This is a genomic window from Ferruginibacter albus (assembly GCF_020042285.1).
Classification (GTDB): domain Bacteria; phylum Bacteroidota; class Bacteroidia; order Chitinophagales; family Chitinophagaceae; genus Ferruginibacter; species Ferruginibacter albus.
Genome location: NZ_CP083388.1, coordinates 125,685 through 147,422, shown reverse-complemented (window position 1 = coordinate 147,422; position 21,738 = coordinate 125,685). Strand labels below are relative to the sequence as shown.

16 protein-coding genes are annotated in these 21,738 nt (G+C 36.9%); 11 read left to right on the top strand and 5 right to left on the bottom strand.

Annotated features, from left to right (window positions below; all coding sequences use genetic code 11):
- Positions 1-76: 76 nt before the first annotated feature.
- The 7 genes from K9M53_RS00635 (at position 77) to K9M53_RS00605 (ending at position 6,835) form a co-directional block, all read left to right on the top strand.
- The gene (locus K9M53_RS00635) at positions 77-955 is read left to right on the top strand and encodes a MerR family transcriptional regulator (RefSeq protein WP_224017000.1); all 879 of its coding nucleotides are present in this window, start codon (positions 77-79) and stop codon (positions 953-955) included.
- 292 nt (positions 956-1,247) lie between these two features.
- A complete protein-coding gene (gene rpiB / locus K9M53_RS00630) occupies positions 1,248-1,700 on the top strand; it encodes a ribose 5-phosphate isomerase B (RefSeq protein ID WP_224016998.1) in 453 nt (150 codons plus the stop codon).
- Between the two features lie 13 nt (positions 1,701-1,713).
- Positions 1,714-2,325 (top strand): HAD family hydrolase, encoded by a 612-nt coding sequence (locus K9M53_RS00625; RefSeq protein WP_224016997.1) that lies wholly within the window; start codon positions 1,714-1,716, stop codon positions 2,323-2,325.
- A gap of 16 nt (positions 2,326-2,341) precedes the next feature.
- Positions 2,342-3,754, top strand: coding sequence for an NADP-dependent phosphogluconate dehydrogenase (gene gndA, locus K9M53_RS00620; protein ID WP_224016996.1), 1,413 nt, complete (start codon positions 2,342-2,344; stop codon positions 3,752-3,754).
- Between the two features lie 2 nt (positions 3,755-3,756).
- Positions 3,757-5,277 carry a glucose-6-phosphate dehydrogenase gene (zwf, locus tag K9M53_RS00615; protein WP_224016995.1) on the top strand — a complete coding sequence of 507 codons (1,521 nt, stop codon included), beginning with the start codon at positions 3,757-3,759 and terminating at the stop codon, positions 5,275-5,277.
- 69 nt (positions 5,278-5,346) lie between these two features.
- The gene (pgl, locus tag K9M53_RS00610) at positions 5,347-6,072 is read left to right on the top strand and encodes a 6-phosphogluconolactonase (RefSeq protein WP_224016994.1); all 726 of its coding nucleotides are present in this window, start codon (positions 5,347-5,349) and stop codon (positions 6,070-6,072) included.
- Between the two features lie 262 nt (positions 6,073-6,334).
- Positions 6,335-6,835 carry an RNA polymerase sigma factor gene (locus tag K9M53_RS00605; protein ID WP_224016993.1) on the top strand — a complete coding sequence of 167 codons (501 nt, stop codon included), beginning with the start codon at positions 6,335-6,337 and terminating at the stop codon, positions 6,833-6,835.
- Between the two features lie 34 nt (positions 6,836-6,869).
- Here K9M53_RS00605 and K9M53_RS00600 read toward each other — a convergent pair whose 3' ends face one another.
- Positions 6,870-8,270: an Ig-like domain-containing protein gene (locus tag K9M53_RS00600; RefSeq protein ID WP_224016992.1), complete on the bottom strand. Its 1,401-nt coding sequence runs from the start codon at positions 8,268-8,270 to the stop codon at positions 6,870-6,872.
- 70 nt (positions 8,271-8,340) lie between these two features.
- Positions 8,341-11,493, bottom strand: a complete 3,153-nt coding sequence (locus tag K9M53_RS00595) for an ATP-dependent DNA helicase (RefSeq protein WP_224016991.1) — start codon at positions 11,491-11,493, stop codon at positions 8,341-8,343.
- A 157-nt stretch (positions 11,494-11,650) separates the two neighbouring features.
- Here K9M53_RS00595 and K9M53_RS00590 point away from each other — a divergent pair, with 157 nt between their 5' ends.
- Genes K9M53_RS00590 through K9M53_RS00580 form a run of 3 tightly spaced genes read left to right on the top strand, consistent with a single transcriptional unit; the run spans position 11,651 to position 14,304 of the window.
- Positions 11,651-12,103, top strand: coding sequence for an SRPBCC family protein (locus K9M53_RS00590; protein ID WP_224016990.1), 453 nt, complete (start codon positions 11,651-11,653; stop codon positions 12,101-12,103).
- Between the two features lie 51 nt (positions 12,104-12,154).
- The gene (locus K9M53_RS00585; protein ID WP_224016989.1) at positions 12,155-13,591 is read left to right on the top strand and encodes a RapZ C-terminal domain-containing protein; all 1,437 of its coding nucleotides are present in this window, start codon (positions 12,155-12,157) and stop codon (positions 13,589-13,591) included.
- Positions 13,588-14,304: a nucleotidyltransferase family protein gene (locus K9M53_RS00580; protein ID WP_224016988.1), complete on the top strand. Its 717-nt coding sequence runs from the start codon at positions 13,588-13,590 to the stop codon at positions 14,302-14,304. The genes K9M53_RS00585 and K9M53_RS00580 overlap by 4 nt, the downstream gene beginning before the upstream one ends.
- Here the strand turns inward: K9M53_RS00580 and K9M53_RS00575 are convergent.
- The 3 genes from K9M53_RS00575 to K9M53_RS00565 form a co-directional block, all read right to left on the bottom strand.
- Complete coding sequence (locus K9M53_RS00575; protein WP_224016986.1) at positions 14,301-16,202, bottom strand: T9SS type A sorting domain-containing protein; 1,902 nt, start codon at positions 16,200-16,202, stop codon at positions 14,301-14,303. The two genes, K9M53_RS00580 and K9M53_RS00575, sit on opposite strands and share 4 nt — an antisense overlap.
- Before the next feature lie 201 nt (positions 16,203-16,403).
- Positions 16,404-17,750 (bottom strand): efflux RND transporter periplasmic adaptor subunit, encoded by a 1,347-nt coding sequence (locus K9M53_RS00570; protein WP_224016985.1) that lies wholly within the window; start codon positions 17,748-17,750, stop codon positions 16,404-16,406.
- A 125-nt stretch (positions 17,751-17,875) separates the two neighbouring features.
- Entirely contained in the window at positions 17,876-19,306 is a 1,431-nt protein-coding gene (locus K9M53_RS00565; RefSeq protein ID WP_224016983.1) for a TolC family protein, read from the bottom strand.
- A gap of 161 nt (positions 19,307-19,467) precedes the next feature.
- Here K9M53_RS00565 and K9M53_RS00560 point away from each other — a divergent pair, with 161 nt between their 5' ends.
- Positions 19,468-21,726, top strand: a complete 2,259-nt coding sequence (locus tag K9M53_RS00560; protein ID WP_224016982.1) for a TonB-dependent receptor — start codon at positions 19,468-19,470, stop codon at positions 21,724-21,726.
- The last annotated feature ends 12 nt before the right edge of the window (positions 21,727-21,738 follow it).

The window sequence follows — 21,738 nt, the reverse complement described above, 5'->3', positions numbered from 1 at the left end:
TTTTTCGGCAATAAATTAAAAAAATCCCCATTTCAACAGCTAAACAAAATAGCTGGTGAGATTGTAATAACTGAGTATGGACGCTTATACCATAAAAGATTTGGAGAACCTGTCGGGCGTAAAAGCCCACACCATTCGCATATGGGAACAGCGCTATAATTTTTTAAAACCTTGCCGCACCTGCACTAATATTCGCTATTACAGCAACGAAGAGTTAAAGAAATTACTCAACATAGCATTACTCAACAGAAATGGCTTCAAAATTTCACACATCAATAAAATGTGCGAAACCGAGCTAAAACAAAAGCTGTTGTCACTTACACAATTAGAAGCTTGTTACGAAAAAAAAATCAATGCATTGGTACAGGCAATGATCGATCTTAATACAACAGAGCTGGAAAGCATTTTAGATAAATGTATTGCTGCAGATGGTATTGAAAAAACTGCCACGCAAATAATGTTTCCCTTTCTTTTAAAGATCGGCATCCTTTGGCAGGCAAACGAGATCATTCCGGCGCAACAGAATTTAGCAAGCAATATCATTCGCAAAAAAATTGTTCTGGCAATTGAAGGCATACCTCCAGTACCTCCCAAAAATAAAACAGTTCTATTGTTCTTGCCCGAAGGCGAACATCACGAGTTGGGATTATTGTTTGTCTCTTACTTACTAAAAAAGCAGGGTGTTGAAACTATTTACCTTGGCTCTGACATTAAACTAAGCGATGTAGAATATATAGTCAAGCATAAAAAGCCTGATTACATTTATTCGCATCTCACTTGTGTCAACCCCAAGTTTTGTTTCGAAAAATTTGTAGATGCCGTAGCCAAAAACTTCCCCGATACCAAGATCATCATTTCCGGAAAACTCACCCACAGTTACGAAAAACGAACTCCTTCCTCTATCAAATTCAAAAGATCTTTCGACGAAATAGTAGAGTTTTCTACAACCTTATAATTTTTTGGGGCTTTCATCCTTTTATCGTTCATCAACAACAATTCGCCGCCCGCCTGCAATCTTTTGCCCTTAACACAAGCCCGGCTTCGCAAAAGTATTTCCTGCTAAGCGGTGCAGCCATTCAGCAATATATTTTCAATCATCTTATGCAAATAAATAATAGTATAACTTATTCCTCACCGTTAACATATTTTTAGTAGCAGTTAAAAAATATCTTACTACATTGATGAAGTAAAAAAACAAAACACCCATCGAGGTGTTATTTATTAGTAACGATTGGTAAACTAATTTTATGAAATTCGTTATCGCATCTGATCATGCCGGCTTTGATTACAAAGCCATATTGCTAAAAGAAATTATCGCAAAAGGTTACGACATAACAGACATCGGCACTTTCAATACCGCTCCTACCGACTACCCCGATCACGCAGCAGATGTAGCCAATGCAATTCTCTCTAAAAAAGCAGATCGTGGAATAATTATTTGTGGTAGTGGCGTTGGCGTTAGTATTGCTGCTAATAAATTTAAAGGAATAAGAGCAGGTGTTTGTCATGATACATACTCTGCTCATCAATGTATCGAACATGATGATGCAAATGTTTTATGCATTGGTGAACGTGTTGTAGGTATTGAATTGGCAAAAGAAATTGTTTTTGCCTTTTTAAACGCAACATTTTCCAACGAATCCCGTCATATAAAAAGACTGGAAAAAATAAACGCCATTGAAAATAAGAATATGAAATAAAGATTGACAAAATATGAAAACGCAAAAAATAAAAACGCTTTTTTTAGATATTGGTGGCGTATTATTAACGAATGGATGGGGGAAGAATTCAAGAAAACTGGCTGCTGAAAAATTCAATTTGGATTATGCGGAAATGGACGAGCGCCATCACCTTACTTTCGATACCTATGAATTAGGAAAGCTTACGCTGGATCAATACCTCAACCGCGTAATATTCTACGAAAAAAAAGATTTCTCTAAAGATGATTTCAGGAACTTTATGTTTGAGCAATCTAAACCTTACGAGGAAACAATTGCATTCTTTAAAGAAATAAAACAAACCCATCGTGTAAAAGTGGTAGCTGTTAACAATGAAGGGCGTGAACTGAATGAATACCGGATCTCAAAATTTAATCTCCATGATTTATTTGATGGCTTTGTCTCCTCCTGCTATGTAAACTTCAGAAAGCCGGATGAAGATATTTTTAAAATGGCTTGTAATATTGCACAGGCAAAACCACACGAAGCCATTCACATTGACGACAGGCAGATGTTTGTAGAAATAGCCCGCAGCGTAGGTTTACACGGTTTTCATCATACTGATCTAAATTCTACAAAAGAAAAAATAGCAAAACTTAATTTCTGACCTTAAATAAAATAAAATGCAACAATATGACTTTGGAATGATCGGCTTAGGCACAATGGGGCGCAATCTTTTATTGAATATCAGCGATCATGGTTTTAGCGTAGCCGGTTTTGATAAAAGCACGGCACAGGTAGATGCTTTAAAAAAAGAAGGAGAAGGGAGACAAATATTCAGCACGGCAGTTTTAAAAGAATTTATCGATTCTTTAAAACAACCAAAAGTAATCATGTTATTAGTTCCTGCTGGTAAAATTGTTGATAGCGTTATTGCAGATGTAAAACCTTTTTTATCAAAAGATGATCTGCTAATTGACTTGGGCAATTCCCACTTTACGGATACGAATAGACGAAATGAAGAATTAGCAAAAGAAAATATTCACTTTATGGGGGCGGGTGTTTCCGGAGGAGAATCGGGTGCCCGTTTTGGACCTAGCATTATGCCGGGTGGTAATAAAGACGCTTATAACAGGATCGCAGAAATGCTGAAAGCTGTTGCCGCCAAAGTAAATGGAGAAGCTTGTGTAACCTATGTTGGCAGCGGCTCTGCAGGGCATTATGTAAAAATGGTACACAACGGTATTGAATATGGCATCATGCAATTAATAGCAGAGGCATATCATTTATTAAAAGATGTATTGCAATTAAATAATGACGAGCTGCATACTGTTTTTGCCAATTGGAATAAAGGTATTTTACAATCTTTTTTAATAGAAATCACGGCTGATATTTTTTTACAGCAAGATGATCTTACAAAGAACAGGTTAGTAGATATGATCCTGGACGCAGCCCAACAAAAAGGTACCGGAGCCTGGACATCGGAAGATGCGATGAACTTACAGGTTCCTATTCCGGCAATTGATACGGCTGTCAGCATGCGAGATCTATCTGCTTATAAAAAAGAAAGAATATTGGCGCAACAAATACTCACAGGTCCTGCTGTTGAAAAAGCAGATAAAAAAGAATTCATTGATGTATTGGAGCAAGCGCTTTATTTTTCTATGATCACCACTTATGCACAGGGATTGTCATTATTATATACCGCTTCTGAAAAATATCAATATGGTTTAAACCTGCAGGAAGTTGCTGCCATCTGGCGTGGCGGCTGTATTATCCGCTCCGGGTTATTAGAAGATTTTAGAGCTGCTTTTACAAAAGACCCTGCATTAACAAACATCTTGTTAGATAAAGGCATTGCGGAAAAATTAATTCAATCTCAAAACGGATTGCGTACAACACTTGTTAAAGGAATCAGTTCGGGTATACCCCTCCCTGTTATGTCAGCTTCATTGGCGTATTATGATTCTTATCGCAATAGCCAGCTGCCATCTAATTTATTGCAGGCACAACGGGATTATTTTGGTGCACATACTTATCAACGCATTGATAGGGAAGGAATATTTCATACACATTGGAATCAAAAAACAAATTAAGCATGAACGGCATAACAAAAGTACAACCAACCATCATCGTTATATTAGGAGGCGGAGGCGATCTCACCTGGCGTAAATTAATTCCCGGCATTTATAATTTGTATTTAGACAAATGGCTGCCGGAAAAATTTGCCATTATCGGCGTTAGCAAGTCGGAATTGGAAGACAGCGCTTTTATATCACATTTAAAAGAAGGCGTAGATAAATTCTCCCGCAGAGGAAAAGCAGATGAAGCCGTCTGGGCAAATTTTGCAAAACAAATTTCATACAGTGCAGGCAGCTTTGATGATGATGCCACCTATACCAAATTAGAAAACAAAGTTGAGCAAATAGAAAAGCAATGGAATACAACTGCCAATCGAATTTTTTATATGGCAGTACCTCCGCAATATTTTGAACAGATCGCAACAAAGATCGGCACCTGTAAATTAGCTTCCGATAAAGAGCATAGCCGTATTGTGATTGAGAAACCTTTTGGAAGAGATTTTGAAAGCGCTAAAAAGTTAAACGATCTGTTGCATAATACGTATGATGAAACGCAGATCTACCGTTTGGATCACTATCTAGGAAAAGAAACTGTTCAAAATATTTTAGCCTTCCGTTTTGCCAATGCATTGTTTGAACCGATATGGAATCGTAATTACATCGATCATGTTCAAATCACCGTATCGGAACAATTAGGCGTTGGTACCAGGGGTAATTATTATGAAACAGCAGGAGCATTGCGAGACATGATACAAAATCATATTCTGCAACTGCTTTGCTTAATTGCAATGGAACCGCCAGTTTCTTTTAATGCAGATGAAGTCCGTAATAAAAAAGTAGATGTGCTGAATGCAATGCGAACCATAAAACCCGAGGACGTACACCAATATGCAGTACGTGGGCAATATGGCGCCGGTTGGATTGAAGGTGAAAAAGTACCCGGCTATAGAAACGAAGCAGATGTAAAAAAAGATTCTAACGTGGAAACCTTTGCAGGCGTAAAATTTTTTGTAGATAACTGGCGTTGGCAAGGTGTTCCTTTTTATGTGCGCAGCGGTAAACGTATGAGTGAAACAACTTCTGTTATCAGCTTGCAGTTTCGTCCTGTGCCGCATCAATCTTTTCCAACCAATGCTACCGTTAACTGGCAGCCCAATAGAATGGTATTGAACATTCAACCGCGGATGGGAATTAAATTAAGCTTCCAGGCAAAGCGCCCGGGATTGGAAATGTTGTTCAACCCGGTTGAAATGAAGTTTGATTATGACCAATCCTATACTTCCAACTCTACCGAAACACCGGAAGCGTACGAGACATTATTGCTGGATATTATGGAAGGCGAATCTACTCTTTTTATGCGTGCCGACCAGATAGAAGCAGCGTGGAAGGTAGTAATGCCGATCATAGAACAATGGGAAAATAATCCATCCGTTAATTTCCCCAATTATGCGGCAGGCATGCAAGGACCGGAAGATGCTGAAGCATTGATTGCAAAAGACGGACACAACTGGTTTGTAACGCCGCCCGACGGAAAATAGCAGGCAACACCTTATTCTTTATTGACGTTATAATAATGTGGCATATTATTTTTATAAAGACAAGTAATCATGAATTCAACATATAGTCTGCAAATTTTTGATGCCGATGATTTTTTTACCGCTACCGCAAACTTCATCGTGGATATTGCCGGAAAAGCAATTGCAAAAAACGGAAGATTCACTATTGCGCTTTCGGGCGGTAATACTCCGGAAAAATTATTCTCATTATTAGCAGAAAAATCGTTTGCCGATAAAATTGACTGGAATAAAACATTCGTGTTTTGGGGTGATGAACGCTGTGTGCCGGGTGATGACAAATTAAATAATGCAAGAATGGCAAAAACATTATTGCTGGATAAAATAAATATTCCTGCAGCCAATGTTTTTGCCATTGATACTACCCTTTCGCCAAAGGATGCAGCTATTGATTATGAAAAAAAGATAAAACGATTGTTTGGAAAAGGATTTCCTTCCTTTGATCTGATCTTATTGGGATTAGGCACTAACGGGCATACTGCTTCTCTTTTCCCGGATACAGACATTTTATATGAAAAAGAACACCTGGTAAAAGAAGTTTATGTTGAGGAACAGAAAATGTTCCGGGTAACAATGACTGCACCATTAATCAATGCGGCACAAAATATCATGTTTTTAGTGACGGGCAGATCAAAAGAGCAAATATTGCACACGGTTTTAACCTCAAGGTACCAGCCTGATAAATATCCTGCCCAATTAATCAAACCTGCAACCGGAAAATTGTTCTGGTTTGCCGATAAAGATGCGGCAACCTTATAAAGGGAACTGGCATAACAGTTGATTGAAAATATATGCTGACAGGCTGCGGGATGGAAGCGTAAAGCCCGCTGAAGATTTGTGCGTTGGCTTTGCGGCGGACTTGAAGCGCACAGCCCGAACTACTGCCGGATAATGTTGTTCTACCGACAGCCCAACACCTTCATTACTATACTATTACGCTTTGATAACCGTTTTTTTACAAAATTTATTTTGGAATGGTTTTTAATTTTGTTTAAATTTACATAACAAATCGTTAAACAAAATGTCAACTATAGAATTCAACCAACTTTTACTGAGCAATAGCGAGTTTTTAAAACCCTTTGCCAATACATTTACTGCCGATAAGGAAGATGCTAAAGATCTGTTGCAGGAAACCATGTTCAGAGCATTGGCGAATAAGGACAAATACAATTCCGGCACTAATGTTAAAGCATGGCTTTATACGATCATGCGTAATATTTTTATTAATAATTACCGCAGAAAATCGAAACGTGCCACTATTTTAGACAGCACTCCTAATGAATTTTTGCTGAACTATAACCAGGTTACAACGGCAAATGCAGCAGAAGGAAATTTAAAGCTGAAAGACATACAGTCGGCTATTCATAAACTGCCGGAAATATTCCGCAACCCTTTTATGCTATATTTTGAAGGTTATAAATACCACGAAATTGCGGACATGCTGAATGAGCCCTTGGGTACCATTAAAAGCAGGATCCACTTTGCAAGAAAATTATTGAAAGAACAATTGACTAGGTTTTAATAAAAAAAGAGGAGTAAATTTTACTCCTCTTTTTTTATAATTTAATATCCCGCTCATTATCCCAATTGGCTTTAATAGTGAGTTTTTTGTCTAAAGTGATTACTCTTTCGGGTTGTAATTTTTTTGAATAGTCCCCCGGATCCCATTTGCCATTATCATTTCTGTCAAATAATATTCTTAATTCGTAATCGCCGGGTTCAAAAAGCTTGTCACTCCATTGTGCCCCGGTAATAGGAATTGATTTGATGAGGTTATCATCCTTTAGTAACAATAATACCGGATGTTTAGATGCATCTATGTTGCTGAAACGAAATAATAATGTTCCGTAATCCGTTGCTGATTTTGTTTTAAAAGAAATTGTATCTGTTTTAGGCAATTCGTTGTCGGAAGAATCCGTAGCAGCATCTTTTGCTATTATTAATTTATAGTCGTAATCTTCTTTCCATTTATTTGTATTTGCAATGGTGAGAATTTTTCTTGTACTGTCTAATACTTGTTCTGTTTTAATAGGCTCATAAAGGGTATCAGTTAAAATGATCTTTTCGGGATCGTATTTTTTTAAGGTGCGGTTAAACGTGATCTTTATTGAATCAAGTAATCCCTGCTTACCGGTTATTGGATTTGCAAAGCGGAATTTTTTATCGGGCTTGCCTTGTGTTGCAGCAGTAGCAGGCTTTTTCTTGTCTTCTTTCTTCTCTGCATACGCATATAATGTATCACTTACAGGTGATAATGATGGAAATACATTGTGATCGATAAATGCAAAAGCCTCGTACTCGGAGTTATAGGTTTTGCTGCCATCTTCATCTTTCAAAATATATAGAGCAAAAGTATCTGCGGGCAGGTTGTAAAATGTAAAGCTGCCATCGCTCGCTATGCGTGTTAAATAATCAGGCTTTCTTTTTTTAACAGACGAATCGTTTGCATTGCGATACAATAACGCTAACATGGTACTATCTGTTTTGCCCGTTTCTGCAAGGACCGCTCTGCCTTTTAACATTAATGAGTCCAACACCGGGCCGGTAGCAAAAACATAACTAAAATTTTTCAATGGATTGTTTTCATTTATATCTTTAATAGCATCACCCAAATTGATGGTATAAGTTGTATTGGGTTTTAGCGTATCCTTTATTTTTATTGTAACCGTGTTCAGCTTAAAACTTAGTACAGGAGCTGTTTTTGGATAAGGTGATACTAACAAGCTGTTTTGAACATTATCCAGGTTTATATACTCGTTGAATGTAAGCGTGATCTTATTGCCTGAAAAATTAGTGCTTTTGTTTTGGGGGACTGCTTTTAATAAAACAGGAGGTATGCTATCTTTTGGTCCGCCGGTTGGTGAGCCGATCTGGGCACAGCCGGGACTTATCATTGTATAAACGGACGTAATAGCAGCAAGAAAAACAAAGTAAAAAATTGCTTTAAGCGATTTCATTCAATTGAGTTGAGTTGCAAACTTACACTGTTTGAAAACAAACATCAGAGTAGTGATACAAAAAGTTTAATTAAAACTCTCCAGCCTCTTCCTCTGTCAGTTCATGCAATTTTACTGCGAGTTGATTTTCCTTTACAAAATTGCACCAATGACAATCTTCTTTTCCGCATCCGGTATAAAAATCTCTTTCCTGGATTTTCTGCCATACTTCTGCGATCTGCTGCGTTACCGTAGTAATATCATTTGGATTAATTACAATCTTTGCCTTTTGATATTCTTTCTTTTTGTCCGGTTCTATAAAATCAAATTCTGTACTTACTACTTTCCAGTCTTTTTGTTCATAATTATCTACAAGGATCTTATAGAAGACTGCCTGCCGCCAATAATCGCCACCATTGGGTTCTTTATCATTCGGCGCTTGTAGCTTGGGTTTTGCTTTATCAATATCGCCGGTTTTATAATCCACTACATTTACTTCTTTTCCATTGAATTCTAGTTTATCCAATTTACCTTTTATAGGAACGCCGTTTGTTACATTCCTGATATTACGTTCTACCGTTACAATTTTGTTCCAGGTGTTTACATATTTATCGTAATAATTACTCAGCACTTCATCACCATATTCCATTCTTCTGTCAAAAGCTTCCTTGGTAAAGTTTTCTCTGTGCCGATGCATATACCATTGAAAGTCCATTATTAATTCTTCCTTTGGAGGGAAGGTATCTTTTTTCCCTTCCTGCATTTTTCGGAAAAGCTTTTCCAGCGCATGATGCACGGCGCTTCCAAATTCTGTTGCTTCTGATTTGCCGGAAGGAATGCGGATTAGATTTTTATAATAAAACTCTAAAGGGCATTTTAAATAATTATTCAACGCCGTAACATTCATTACAAACTTTTCCAGTAAGCTGTCGATAAAATCTTCTTCAGCCTTATCAATTTCCGGCGCTTGTGCTGTAAAATTCAGCAATTCAAAAGTTGCCAATTCTTCAGTTGTCAAGTTAATTGTTTCTATGGGTAAAGCATGCTCTTCCAAAATCTCTGCTATAAACATAGAGGGTTCTATTTCTCTTCCATCATTTCTAAATTTTGAATAAGAAATGAATAGATGTTTTTCAGCCCTTGTAAGCGCCACATAAAACAAGCGTCTCAATTCTTCTTCTTCCAAATTTTTTGTTGGTTGTAAAGAGAAAATAGTATCTGGGAACTTATAGCCGCCACCGGGTTTTCTTTTCTTTTCCCAGCTTGATGAATTACATCCGGCAAAGAAAACATATTCAAACTCCAATCCTTTGGAACCGTGTGCTGTCAATAGGTTCACGCCTTTATCGCTTCCGGAGATTCTTATCATTGGTAATGGCAAACCTTCTTTTTCCATTAGATCAATGATATTGATCAGTCCTTCTAAATTCAACGTTGGATTGCGGCTTGTTTCTTCTTTAATAAAATCAAATAATGCAGTAAGCAATTGCAGCAATGCTATTTTTTTATCACTCTGCATTATGTAAGAAAGTATGTTTGCCTTGGTAACCACATTTTCAAAAAGCTGCTGTAATGTAACATTGGGAACATCTGCAATTAAACCTTCTAAAACAATACTTATGTTTTTTAAATTTTCATTTAGTCCAACATCAAACAAGGTTTTAGCAGGTGTGTTTGCTTTTTCGTTTAATAATTTCCGGATAGATGTTAGTTCGCCGTTATATTTTTTTGAGTTGACCTCAACTGTCAATTTTGCAATTTCTATCGGAGGGATTTTATAAAAATCGTAATGCAGAATCTCAAACAACATCTCATCTCCGCCGTAAGGAATATCATGTTCTGCATTTAAGTAACGCAGCAATTGAAGAATTTTATTGATAAAAGGATCTTCTAAAATATTGATGCTTCGCTTACTGTAAACTGCAATATTTTTTAATTGTAGATAACGGGTAAGCTCTAATCCATACTTATTTTCTTTGTAGATAACAGCTATTTTACCAGCTGAAACTCCTTGCTGAATCAGTGTCTCAATCTCATTGGTAATGCCGGCCATTTCTTCTTTTACAGACTTATACTCCCTTATTTGCGGTTGATTGGTTAAGTGATTTATTTTTTTGTTAGATGATAACAGCTCTTTGCTCAACCCTTCTATTTGCTTAACTAATCTTTCTTCGTTTTTGTTGATGAGTGTTTTGGAAATATCCAGTATTGGTTGTGTAGAACGATAGTTACTACTCAACACTACCGTTAATAGATCTTTGGAATAATTATTCGCAAATTCCAGCATGTTCTCCACGTTCGCTCCCTGAAAGCGATAGATACTTTGATCATCATCACCTACAACAAACACATTCGGTTTTTCCCAATAGCTAATGAGCAATTGCACCAATTTATTTTGCGTGCCGCTTGTATCCTGGTATTCATCTACCAAAATGTATTGAAATTTTTCCTGGTAATTGGCTAACAGGTTTTTGTTTTCTTCAAAAGCTTTTATCACCCAATTGATCATGTCATCAAAATCATAACGACTATGTTGGCGCAATAACTTTTGGTAGTTCTCAAATTCATTTACGGCTGAACGCAGTTTTTCCATTCGCTCTTTCTCTTCTTCTATCTTATCAGTACGCACATCGCCTTTTTTAAATTCTTTGGTTGCACGTTTGGCAATGTATTCATCACGCAAAGGCAGGTCATTTATGTATTCATCGATCTTTGAATTAATAAATTGCGGAAGCCAACCTTCTCGTTTCATCGATGAAAACAATTGCTGTAAATTGTTTATCTCAAAATAAACATCGCCTCTGTATCTTTTCAGCAAATGGTTTTTGGGGAAAGCATCTATCAATTTTTTAAACAACTCTATTCGTTCTAATTCGGAAACAGGATCTAAAGAAGTTTTTTCAAACAGCGATAAATTTTCCTGAATTACATCATTACAAAAAGCATGAAAAGTATAGATGTTCACTTTGTAGGCGTCGGCCCCAATGAATTGCACCAGGCGCTTTCGCATAGCAATAGTGCCTGCATCTGTATATGTAAGACAGAGAATATTTTCCGGCAAGGCGTCTGTCTCTAATAAAATCTTGCCAATACGTGCTGCTAAAATTTGAGTTTTACCTGTACCCGGCCCGGCAATAACCATAACAGGACCTTCAATAGTATCCACAGCTTTTCGTTGCTGAAGATTCAGTTTATCATATTCTTCTGAAAATTTTTGTTGCAAGACTTCTCTATAAGATGGCATATCCAAAGTTATATTCTTTAGCCTGTAAAATGCTTAGGTTCCCTAAATCAACAAGAATTCTTTAGCTTAATTTTTTGATTTTTATCTCAAAAGTCAAATGGTTTTTTAATGCTTTTGTACTATTTTGCGAGACTTTCATATGATCAAAGTTGAAACATTGAAACATACTCAAAAAATACCAATTAGCCTGAACACAGCATGGAGCTTTTTCAGCAAGCCTGAAAATTTAAAGCAAATAATGCCTAAAGATGTTAAGTTCAATTTAATATCTCCTGTACAGGGCACTCCCCTCCATGCAGGACAAATAATAGAGTATAAGGTAAAAACAAAATTGGGTTTTCATATTCCATGGGTGAGTGAAATAACTGAGGTAGAGGATAAGCAATATTTTATTGATGAACAAAAAATGGGGATTTTTGGGTTATGGCAACATCAGCATTTTTTTGTTGAAATTCCCGGCGGTGTAGAGATGACAGATATTATTACCTATAAACTTCGATTTGGCATAGTAGGACAGATGGCTCATAAGCTCTTCATGAAAAAAAGAATAGAACAAATTTTTTATCATCGTTCAAAACATATAGAAAGCATGTTTGGAAGATTTGAGTAAGAAATAAATTGCAAGCTTCTGACATAAATAGAAATAGGCTATTTTTACTGCATGCAAATCATTGAAGAAATTAAAAAGCTTTTTCAATCGTATAGTTCCGCTGCTATTGTTGATATTTATAAAATTCCTCAATCAGGTAGCGATCGTGAATATTTCAGGATAAAGACCTCAGTCAGCAATTATATTGCTACCTATAGTAACAATATAAAAGAGAACGAAACTTTTTTATATTTCAGCAAACATTTTACAAATGCAGGTGCTCCGGTACCGGAGATATATGCAATCAGCAACGAAAAGACAATCTATATTCAACAGGATTTTGGAGATGTTTCTTTATTAAACGTGTTGGAAGACAAAGGGCAGTCGCCCGAAGTATATGCATTGTTTGAAAAGAGTTTAAAGGCGCTTTCTCTTTTACAGATCAACGGTGACAAAAATTTAGATTACAGTAAATGTATTACCAGCAAGGAATTTGGCAAACAAGCAATCATCAGCGACCTGCTTTATTTTAAATATTACTTTTTAGATACACTGAAAATTCCTTACGATAAGGAAAAACTAATAGATGATTTTGATGCTTTAGCTACTTATCTTTCATATGCTGATCATAAATATTTCATGTTTCGAGATTTTCAAAGCAGGAACATTATGGTGCAAAATGATGAAGCTTATTTTATCGATTTCCAGGGAGGAATGAAAGGTGCCCTTCAATATGATGTTGCTTCTTTGTTATGGCAGGCAAAGGCAGAATTAAGCGATGAATGGAAAAACAAGCTGTTACAGTATTACATGAATTGTGTGGAAGAAGTGTTGCAAACAAAAATTGATAAGACAAGATTTGAAAGTCAGTATAACGGCTATGTGCTAATACGCTTGTTACAGGTATTAGGTGCTTATGGCTTTCGTGGCTTGTTTGAACGTAAAGCACATTTTTTGATCAGCATTCCTTTAGCATTGCGAAATTTAAAATGGTTCATCAACAATAAACATGTAGGCATTGCATTGCCTGAGTTTGAAAGACTATTGGGATTGATTGTGGAAGAAAAACTGATCAACCATTTCGAAACCATTAAAGCAACGGATGAAACTCCTTTGATCGTTCATATCAACAGCTTCTCTTACAAAAATGGTATTCCCGTTGATACTTCACAAAATGGGGGTGGTTTTGTGTTTGATTGCAGGGGCATTTTAAATCCGGGAAGAATTGAAGCTTATAAAAAGCAATCAGGCTTAGATAAGGAAGTAAAAGATTATTTAGAGCAAGAAACAGATATGCCTGCTTTTCTAAACAGCATTTATGACCTGGTAGATATTTCTGTTACAGATTATATCAAGCGAAATTTCAATAGCCTGCAAATAAATTTTGGCTGTACCGGTGGGCAACACAGAAGTGTATATGCATCGGAAGCATTAGCAAGACATCTAAAAAACAAGTTCAAAGTAAAGGTCATTCTCAATCACATGAATCAAATAAATTGGAAGAGATGAAAGCAATGATTTTTTCTGCCGGGCTTGGCACTCGCTTTAAACCCTGGACAGACAAACATCCTAAAGCATTGGCAATTGTAAACGGCAAATCTCTTTTACAAAGAAATATTGAATACCTACAGCAATATGGCATTACGGAGATAGTAGTAAATGTGCATCATTTTGCCGACCAGATCATTCACTCAATAAAAGAAAATAAAGGTTGGGGAAGCAATATTATTATTAGTGATGAAACAAGCGAAGTATTGGAAACCGGTGGCGGCTTATTAAAAGCAAGAGATTTATTAAAAGGCAATGCTCCTTTTATAACATTGAATGTAGATATTCTTACAGATCTTGATTTAAATAAATTATTGGCGTTTCATCAACAACATCAACCATTAATTTCATTTGGAATAACCGATAGAGTAACGTCGCGTAATTTTTTATTTGATGAAAACAATCGTTTGTGTGGATGGTGCAATACTAAAACCGGCGAAGAAAAGATCGCCATTAATAAACCCAACCTTCAACAAAAAGCATATAGCTGCGTGGTTGTTTTTCAACCTGAAATATTTTCCTTGATCCGTCAGCGTGGTAAATTTTCTCTAACACAAACATATCTTGACCTGGCAGCAGAGCATCTTATTCTCGGCTATGATCATTCCGGTGACAAGTTGGTAGATGTTGGCAAGCCGGAAAGCGTAGCTAAAGCAGAAGATTTATTTATTTAATGCGTTACCGTTATTTTTTGTGTAACAGCATTTTCATTATCCCATAGTCGTAACAAATAATTACCATCAGGCAAAAGCGTAGTATTGATCTGCGTGGTTGATGTTGTTATTATTTTCTCAAAAAGTTTTCTTCCAACGGCATCGAATAATTCTGCTTTGCAATTTCCTTTTAATAAGCTGCTTATTATAATGTAATTATTGGCAGGGTTAGGATAAATGATATACTTATTTTTGGCAACATTATTTAATAAAATAACACTGCTGTAAATTATCGTTCCGCTTGCGTCCATCTCTTTAACACGATAATAAATATTACCCGAAGGAATATCGCTGTGTGTAAATTGATACGCACTTTGGTTATTATCCGTAATGGCTACTGGCGCTAAAGCAGTCCAGTTTCTTGAATCAATACTGTACTCTACCCAGAATTGTTTTGCGTTAATAACCGGCGTTGCAATATTCCATTTAATGACCGCATCATTATTAATAAGCGTACCAGTAGTATTTAAAAATGTAACCGGTAATGGGCCACCCAACGCTGATATTGAGAAAGGCGTTGGCACATTCTCTCCCGGGTCGCCTGCATAGCTATTGGCATTAGGATCTATCACATCCTGCGCACCGTTGTTAGAAGAGTCTGAAATATTTATTGTACTTAATGCATTGCCAACTGTTGCAGAAGCAATGGCAGAATTATTATAAATATGGTTAGTATCCAGGATCAAATTAGATACCCGGCATTTCAGCAACACCACAAAAAAATAATCTTTATTATCCGATGTAAGATTCGGAAGGCTTTGCCCCGTATTCAACAAATTAACATTCGTAGTCCCATTATAATTATCATTTAAGGTTAAGCCCGCAAAATTTCCATTGGGAGCAAAGCTTACATGCACATTAGAAACATTCGCAGTGCCAAAAGCTGCACCCAGATCATCCACCGCATTTATATTATTTAAAATAACATTCCCCATATTACGTACATAAATTTCGTAAGTAAGATCAGCGGCGTTTGTACCAATACGTTGTCCATTTAATAAACGCTTGGTTGCACCAATAGCGGGAGATATGCTCGTATTATCAATAGGGGCCTGCCCGTTTTGAAAAGGCAAAGGATCGCTTAAGGTATTAGAGAAAATATCATATTCATAATAATAACAGGTAAAAGCATTATCCGTTCCCGTTATCTCCAGTTTGCCATTTAAATAAGAAATACCAAACGTATTTTGCGGAAGAGTTAATAAATAATTAGCAGTTGCATTGCCTGTTCCATTGTAATTTAAAATTTCGTACAGCTGCGAAGGAAAAGAACCAAATGTTGCAAACATTCTTCCGTTAGGTAAAATGGTAATATCGCCACTGCCCATATCCGTTGGAAAATTTCCCGGAGGAAATTGAATGGTTCGGGTAGAGAAAACGTTTCCGGTGGTCACATCAAACTGGTCTATAAAAGCAGTTCCGGTGGTTGGGTCATAATTACGAAACGACCATAAATTACCACTGTTATCAAATTCAAAATTATTGGGTAAATAAGAATAGGTATACGTTGGGTCTAAAGGAATTGTTGGCGGACAGGTTATGTCTCCCGGTAATCCCATATCCAACATCCATACTTTAGAAATACCGGATCGTATATCGCACAAATAGATCTTATTATCTTTTGGATTGTATGCAATGAAGACATTGAAGTAATCCGGCATCTGCTGACTAAGGCTGCAGGAAGTAATCACAGAAGCGTTTGGGGTAAGTGGCTGCGTGATCAGCGAAAAAGCAGGCGTAGTCGTCAATCCACAGGAATTACTTCCAAAGTTTACCAATATGGAGTTTTGTGCAGTAACGATAGACCCTGTTAATACAAAAACAACCGCAAAAAAAATTTTAGTAAAAGATATATGCATCCATCCAGGTTTTAATAAATAAAATCTGCCTTTACATAAGATGCTGGTAAACTTACCCGGGAGTTTTGGTTTTTAAAGGTATGTGAGTAGGGAAGCAATGGGTTATAAATCAATTGCAATATAGATAAAAAAGAACTGGCCTGCAATAGCCATTGCTGTTTGAGTGATGTTAACTATTAATTATCTTATTTGAAAACCGGGCTACTTTGCAGTATATAAAGCGTTTTTATCTACTACCTGAACTTTATCTTTCGGTTTCAATGTTTTGCTTATTACATCATAAGGACCCGTTATTACGGTTTCATCTCCTTTCAATCCTTCGGTAATTTCTATATAATTAATATCCTGGATATCGGTTTTTACTTTTACTTTTTTAACCGTATTGTCTTCTTTATTTAACACAAACACAACCAATTCCATATCATCGGTGGATGAAGTAGCTACTACATTATCCGTTGTTTTTTTACCAACAACCGATGAATCGTTTTTTTCTCTTGGTGTTACGGCATTGATAGGAACACTTAATACATTCGTATGCGTTTTGGTTTGTATATCGGCGCTGGCATTCATTCCCGGTCTAAAAGGGAAAGCTCCTTTGCCAAGAAGATCCGTATAGCTTTCCGGCAACAAGCGTATGTACACTTTATAATTGGTTACATCCGTACTTGAATTGGTGGATGAACTTTCAGTTGCAGCACCATTATTACTGCTTGAAATTTGCGTTACTATTCCTTTGAATTTTCTGCTGTTGTAGGCATCTACTTCTACCAGAGCGCTGTCTCCTAAATGAACTTTTGGAATATCACTTTCCCCAACATCCACTCTTACTTCTATCTTACTCATATCAGCAATACGCAACATTTCGGTGCCTGCCATTAGATTATTACCTACTACCTTCTCTCCCTTTTTTACATTTAACAAGCTCACTACGCCATCCATTGGTGCTGTAATGGTTGTACGACTTAGATCTTTATTTGCCTTATCCAGGTTAGCCTGCGCACTCTGCACATTTGCCTGTCCGCTGCGAATACCCTGTAATGCCGCCTTATAGTTAGCAATAGCGCTTTTTAAGTTTGCATCCGCTACATTAAACTCATTGGTGCTGATCACTTTTTCATCGTACAATTTCTTTTGCATATCATAGGTGCGCTGTGCCTGCTCCTGTTGCGCTTTCAATGCGTCTATGGCTGCCTGTGAGTTTGCCACCTGTGCCTGGCTTTGCAACACACCACTTGCCGCCTGGTTACGTTGAATAGAATAAACATCCGCATAAATACGTGCCAGCACCTGTCCTTTCTTTACCGTATCACCTTCCTGTACATTTAGTTCTGTTACTTCTCCGCTATTATCCGAGCTTACTTTTACTTCTATTTCAGGATAAATTTTTCCGCTTGCATTTACGATCTCAGTTATACTTCTCCGCTGCACTTTTTCTGCAGTTACTTTAATGCCTTCATCTTTTCCAAAAGCACCCACTACTTTCAACACGATCAATAGAACAACCAGTCCTATCGTTCCCCATAAAAGCCATTTAACTGTTTTACTCATAATATAACTATTTTGTACTTAGCTTTTGTGCTACTATTAAACATCATTGTGTCACTCACTGCATCGGCATACCATTAAGCATCTTGTATTTACGATATATGATCGCTTTAGCTCCTAGCCAATAACTATAATTTTAATCCCTGCCCTTTATAAAATTCCAGCACTTTCATTTTAAAAACATAATCAAACTGATTTTGTACGTTTTGCAATTTGGCGCTTAATAAATTGTTTTGATTCGTGATCAACTCAATTGTGCTTAACATACCTACATCATACCGTTTCTGTGCAAAGTCATAGCTGCGTTGTGCAGCATCTACCGCTTTTTGACTGGAGCTGAATTTCTGAAGCGCTACCAATGCGGCATTATAAGCCTGGTAAATATCCTGTTTCAGCTTTTGATTATCGGCATCTTTTTGCAGTTGCTGGTTTTGTACATTTAACTTGGCTATTTGCCAATTGGTTTTATAGCTGCCGCCATTGAAGATGGGAACATTCAAGCTTATTCCAACCGCTTCTCCCCGGTTTGTGTTAAGCTGTTTAAAAAAAGCTGTTTTACCATAATTGTAATTAGTTATAGGGGCTAATGGTGTTACAGAATAACTTGTGTTGCCCACAGTAACACTCCCAATTTCATTCACCAGGTAAGAGCTTGTTATTTCTGTACCCCGACTGCTATAACCTGTACCAATGCTTCCAAAAGCTGAGAATATTGGATACATAGCAGCTTTAGAAACATCCGCACTTTTTTGTAATGATCTTAATTTAAAATCATTTACTCTTTGTTGAGGAAGGTTCGTCAGGGCTAAAGCATATACAGCATCTGGCTGAAGATCAGCAATCTTTTCAACCGGAATTAATTCAACAGGCGGCTCATCTACTTCAAAAGGTGCAGCTGCATCAATATTCATATTGGCTTTTAACAGCAGAATATTCAGATCTACATTTCCTTTGGCTGTTATATAATTTGCACTGTCTGTTTCCACCTGCGACTCCAGTTCTGTTGCATTTAATTCAGGCAATGATCCAGCATCCACTAATTTTCTTGTATTATCCAATTGTGCCTTTGATTGTTTTAGCTGAATTTCCGCAATATTCTGTTGTTGCTTCGATAAAAGAACCTGCAGGTACGCATTTGCTACTGTTAAAGAAATATCATCTTTTAATTTATCTGTACCGGCCTTGGCAGCTTCTGCCTGCCAATGATTGGCTGCTATAGTATTTTGTTTGCTGAACCAATTAAAAATCTGAGCACTGCTTTGTAATTGCAATTGAGCGCCAACATAATTTTGAGTAATTAATCCAAATGATGTAGGATCCTGGTGCAATCCACTATTAAAGCTTGTATTGCCGCTAAAGCCTAAAGTTGGATATTGACTAAGCTTACTTTGATTATACTGTAATGCAGTGATCTTAGCTTGCACATCCGATTGCTTAATAGAAATATTATTGGCTAACGCATAATCTACACACTTGCGCAAATCCCATTTCTCCTGGGAATAGGAGGTAGAAAAAATTCCAGCGGCTAGAAAAAACAATAAGATTACCCGGTAAAGCATATAACAAAAATAATTCATCGTATTCTAATGAAATAATTCATTTTATAAGTGGCGCTATCGGCCGATATACCTGATAAGGGACAGATAGAATATCTCTAATTGGTACTATATTTGAAACATTACACAAACCAAATCCAACATTGTAAAGTACTTTTCGAACAATGAAAAAATATTTACTTCTTTTTTTATCATTAACATTTTGTTGGATTGCTAAGGCACAGCTTACTTTTAGCGGTATTGTTTTTGACAGTAGTAGTCATCCCATACAAGGTGTAAGTATCAGCATTCACAAAAAAATAATTACAATAAGCGATAGTGCAGGAAATTTTTCTTTTTCAGATAGTTTAAATTCTCTCCCCGTTTCTTTTACACACAGCGGCTTTGATATCACTACAAAAACAATTGTAAGCGATCAAAAAGATACCATCTTTTTAAACCAAAGCAATACTCTTTTAGCAGGAGTAACCGTAAATGCATATGAACAAAATACCAGGCTTATCAATATTCCCGTATCGGTAGCCGTTTTAAGCAAGGCAGACCTGGAAAGATATAATGATGCATCGCTGGTAGCACCGATAAATACTGTACCCGGCGTTAAAATGGATGAACGCAGCCCGGGTAGCTATCGCCTTTCAATAAGAGGAAATTTATTACGTTCCCCGTTTAGTGTACGCAATGTAAAAGTTTACTGGAATGGCATTCCATTTACAGATGCTAACGGCAATACATATCTTCAACAGCTGGGCTTTACCAATATTGGCAAAATCGAAATATTAAAAGGTTCCGGCGGCAGCATGTATGGCGCAGGCACAGACGGAGTGGTATTATTAACCAGCCAAACTGCTGCTAAAAATGAGAACAGCCTTTCTGTAAATTCTCTTGCCGGCAGTTATGGAACGTTTTCCTCGGGTGTTACTTATTTAAATGGTACAGATAAAAGTAATTCGGCACTAAGCTTTTCTCATTTACAAAGCGATGGCTATCGTACACAAACAGCCATGCGCCGTGATGTTGCCAATTACACAGGCAATTTTTCCGTTACAGAAAAACAATCTGTAAAATGCAATATTCTTTATAGCGATCTGTATTATCAAACCCCGGGTGGTTTAACTTTAGCGCAAATGCTTGCAGATCCAAAACAAGCAAGATCTGCAGGCGGCGGCTTTCCCGGTGCTGTTGCACAGCAGGCCGCTATCTTTGTTAAAACATTTTACGGCGGACTTTCCCATGCTTATAAATTCAACGAACACTGGGATAATACAACAAGCGTTTATACATCTTCTACACACTTCAGCAATCCTACTATTCGCAATTATGAACGAAGAACAGAGCAGGGTTATGGAGGAAGAACCATTACTCAATATCAGCAAGAGAATTTTAAATTAAACTTTGGCGGCGAGTATCAATACACCTTTACCAATACCAGGACCTTTGCTAATAATGCCGGCAATATAGATACTTTAATGACCGACCAGGAAATAGACGCTTCCATCTACAATATTTTTATACAGGCATCTGTAACCTTACCTAAAAATGTTATTATAAATGCAGGCCTGAGCTACAATAATTATCATTATAATTTTTTACAGGTAAATACGCTACCCGCCATTAATCAAGGTAGAAATTTTGATCCTGAATTAATTCCCAGGATATCTATACTTAAAAAAATAAACGCTGGTTTTAGTACATACCTTACCGTAAGCAAAGGCTTTTCTCCACCTTCTATTGCAGAAGTAGTAGCAAGTGATGGCATCTTTAATAAAACATTAAACGCAGAAGACGGAATGAATTATGAAATCGGTGCAAGAGGCGATATTATCAAAAACAAATTATCAGTGGATGCATCGTTTTATATTTCGGGCTTAAACAATACTATTGTTAGCCGTACAGACTCAGCCGGAGCTCAACACTTCGTAAACGAAGGAAAAACCGATCAGCATGGTATTGAGCTGGCTGTTATTTACTACCCCATAAAAGATGCGGCAGCTTTTTTAAAAACATTGAAGCTATGGAGCAATTATACTTTTATTTATGCAAGGTTTGATGAGTATAGTTTAGACGGTAAAGATTATTCGGGTAATAAACTACCCGGAACTGCACCAAACGTTTTTGTTTTGGGTGCCGATATTGAAACTACGCCGGGGTTATACGGAAACTTTACTTATTCTTATACCGATAAAATTGCTTTAGATGATGCCAATACATTTTTTGCAAAACAATACAATTTATTATCAGGAAGAGTTGGCTATAAAAAGAACCTCAGCAAACTGTTACAATCGGAAATTTATATTGCTTTTGATAATTCATTCAACACACCTTATAGCTTAGGGAATGATCTGAATGCAGCTGGCAATCGTTTCTTTAATCCAAGCGCACCGAAAAATTTTTATGGCGGATTAAAGCTGAAGTTTAATTTATAATGAGTATCTTTT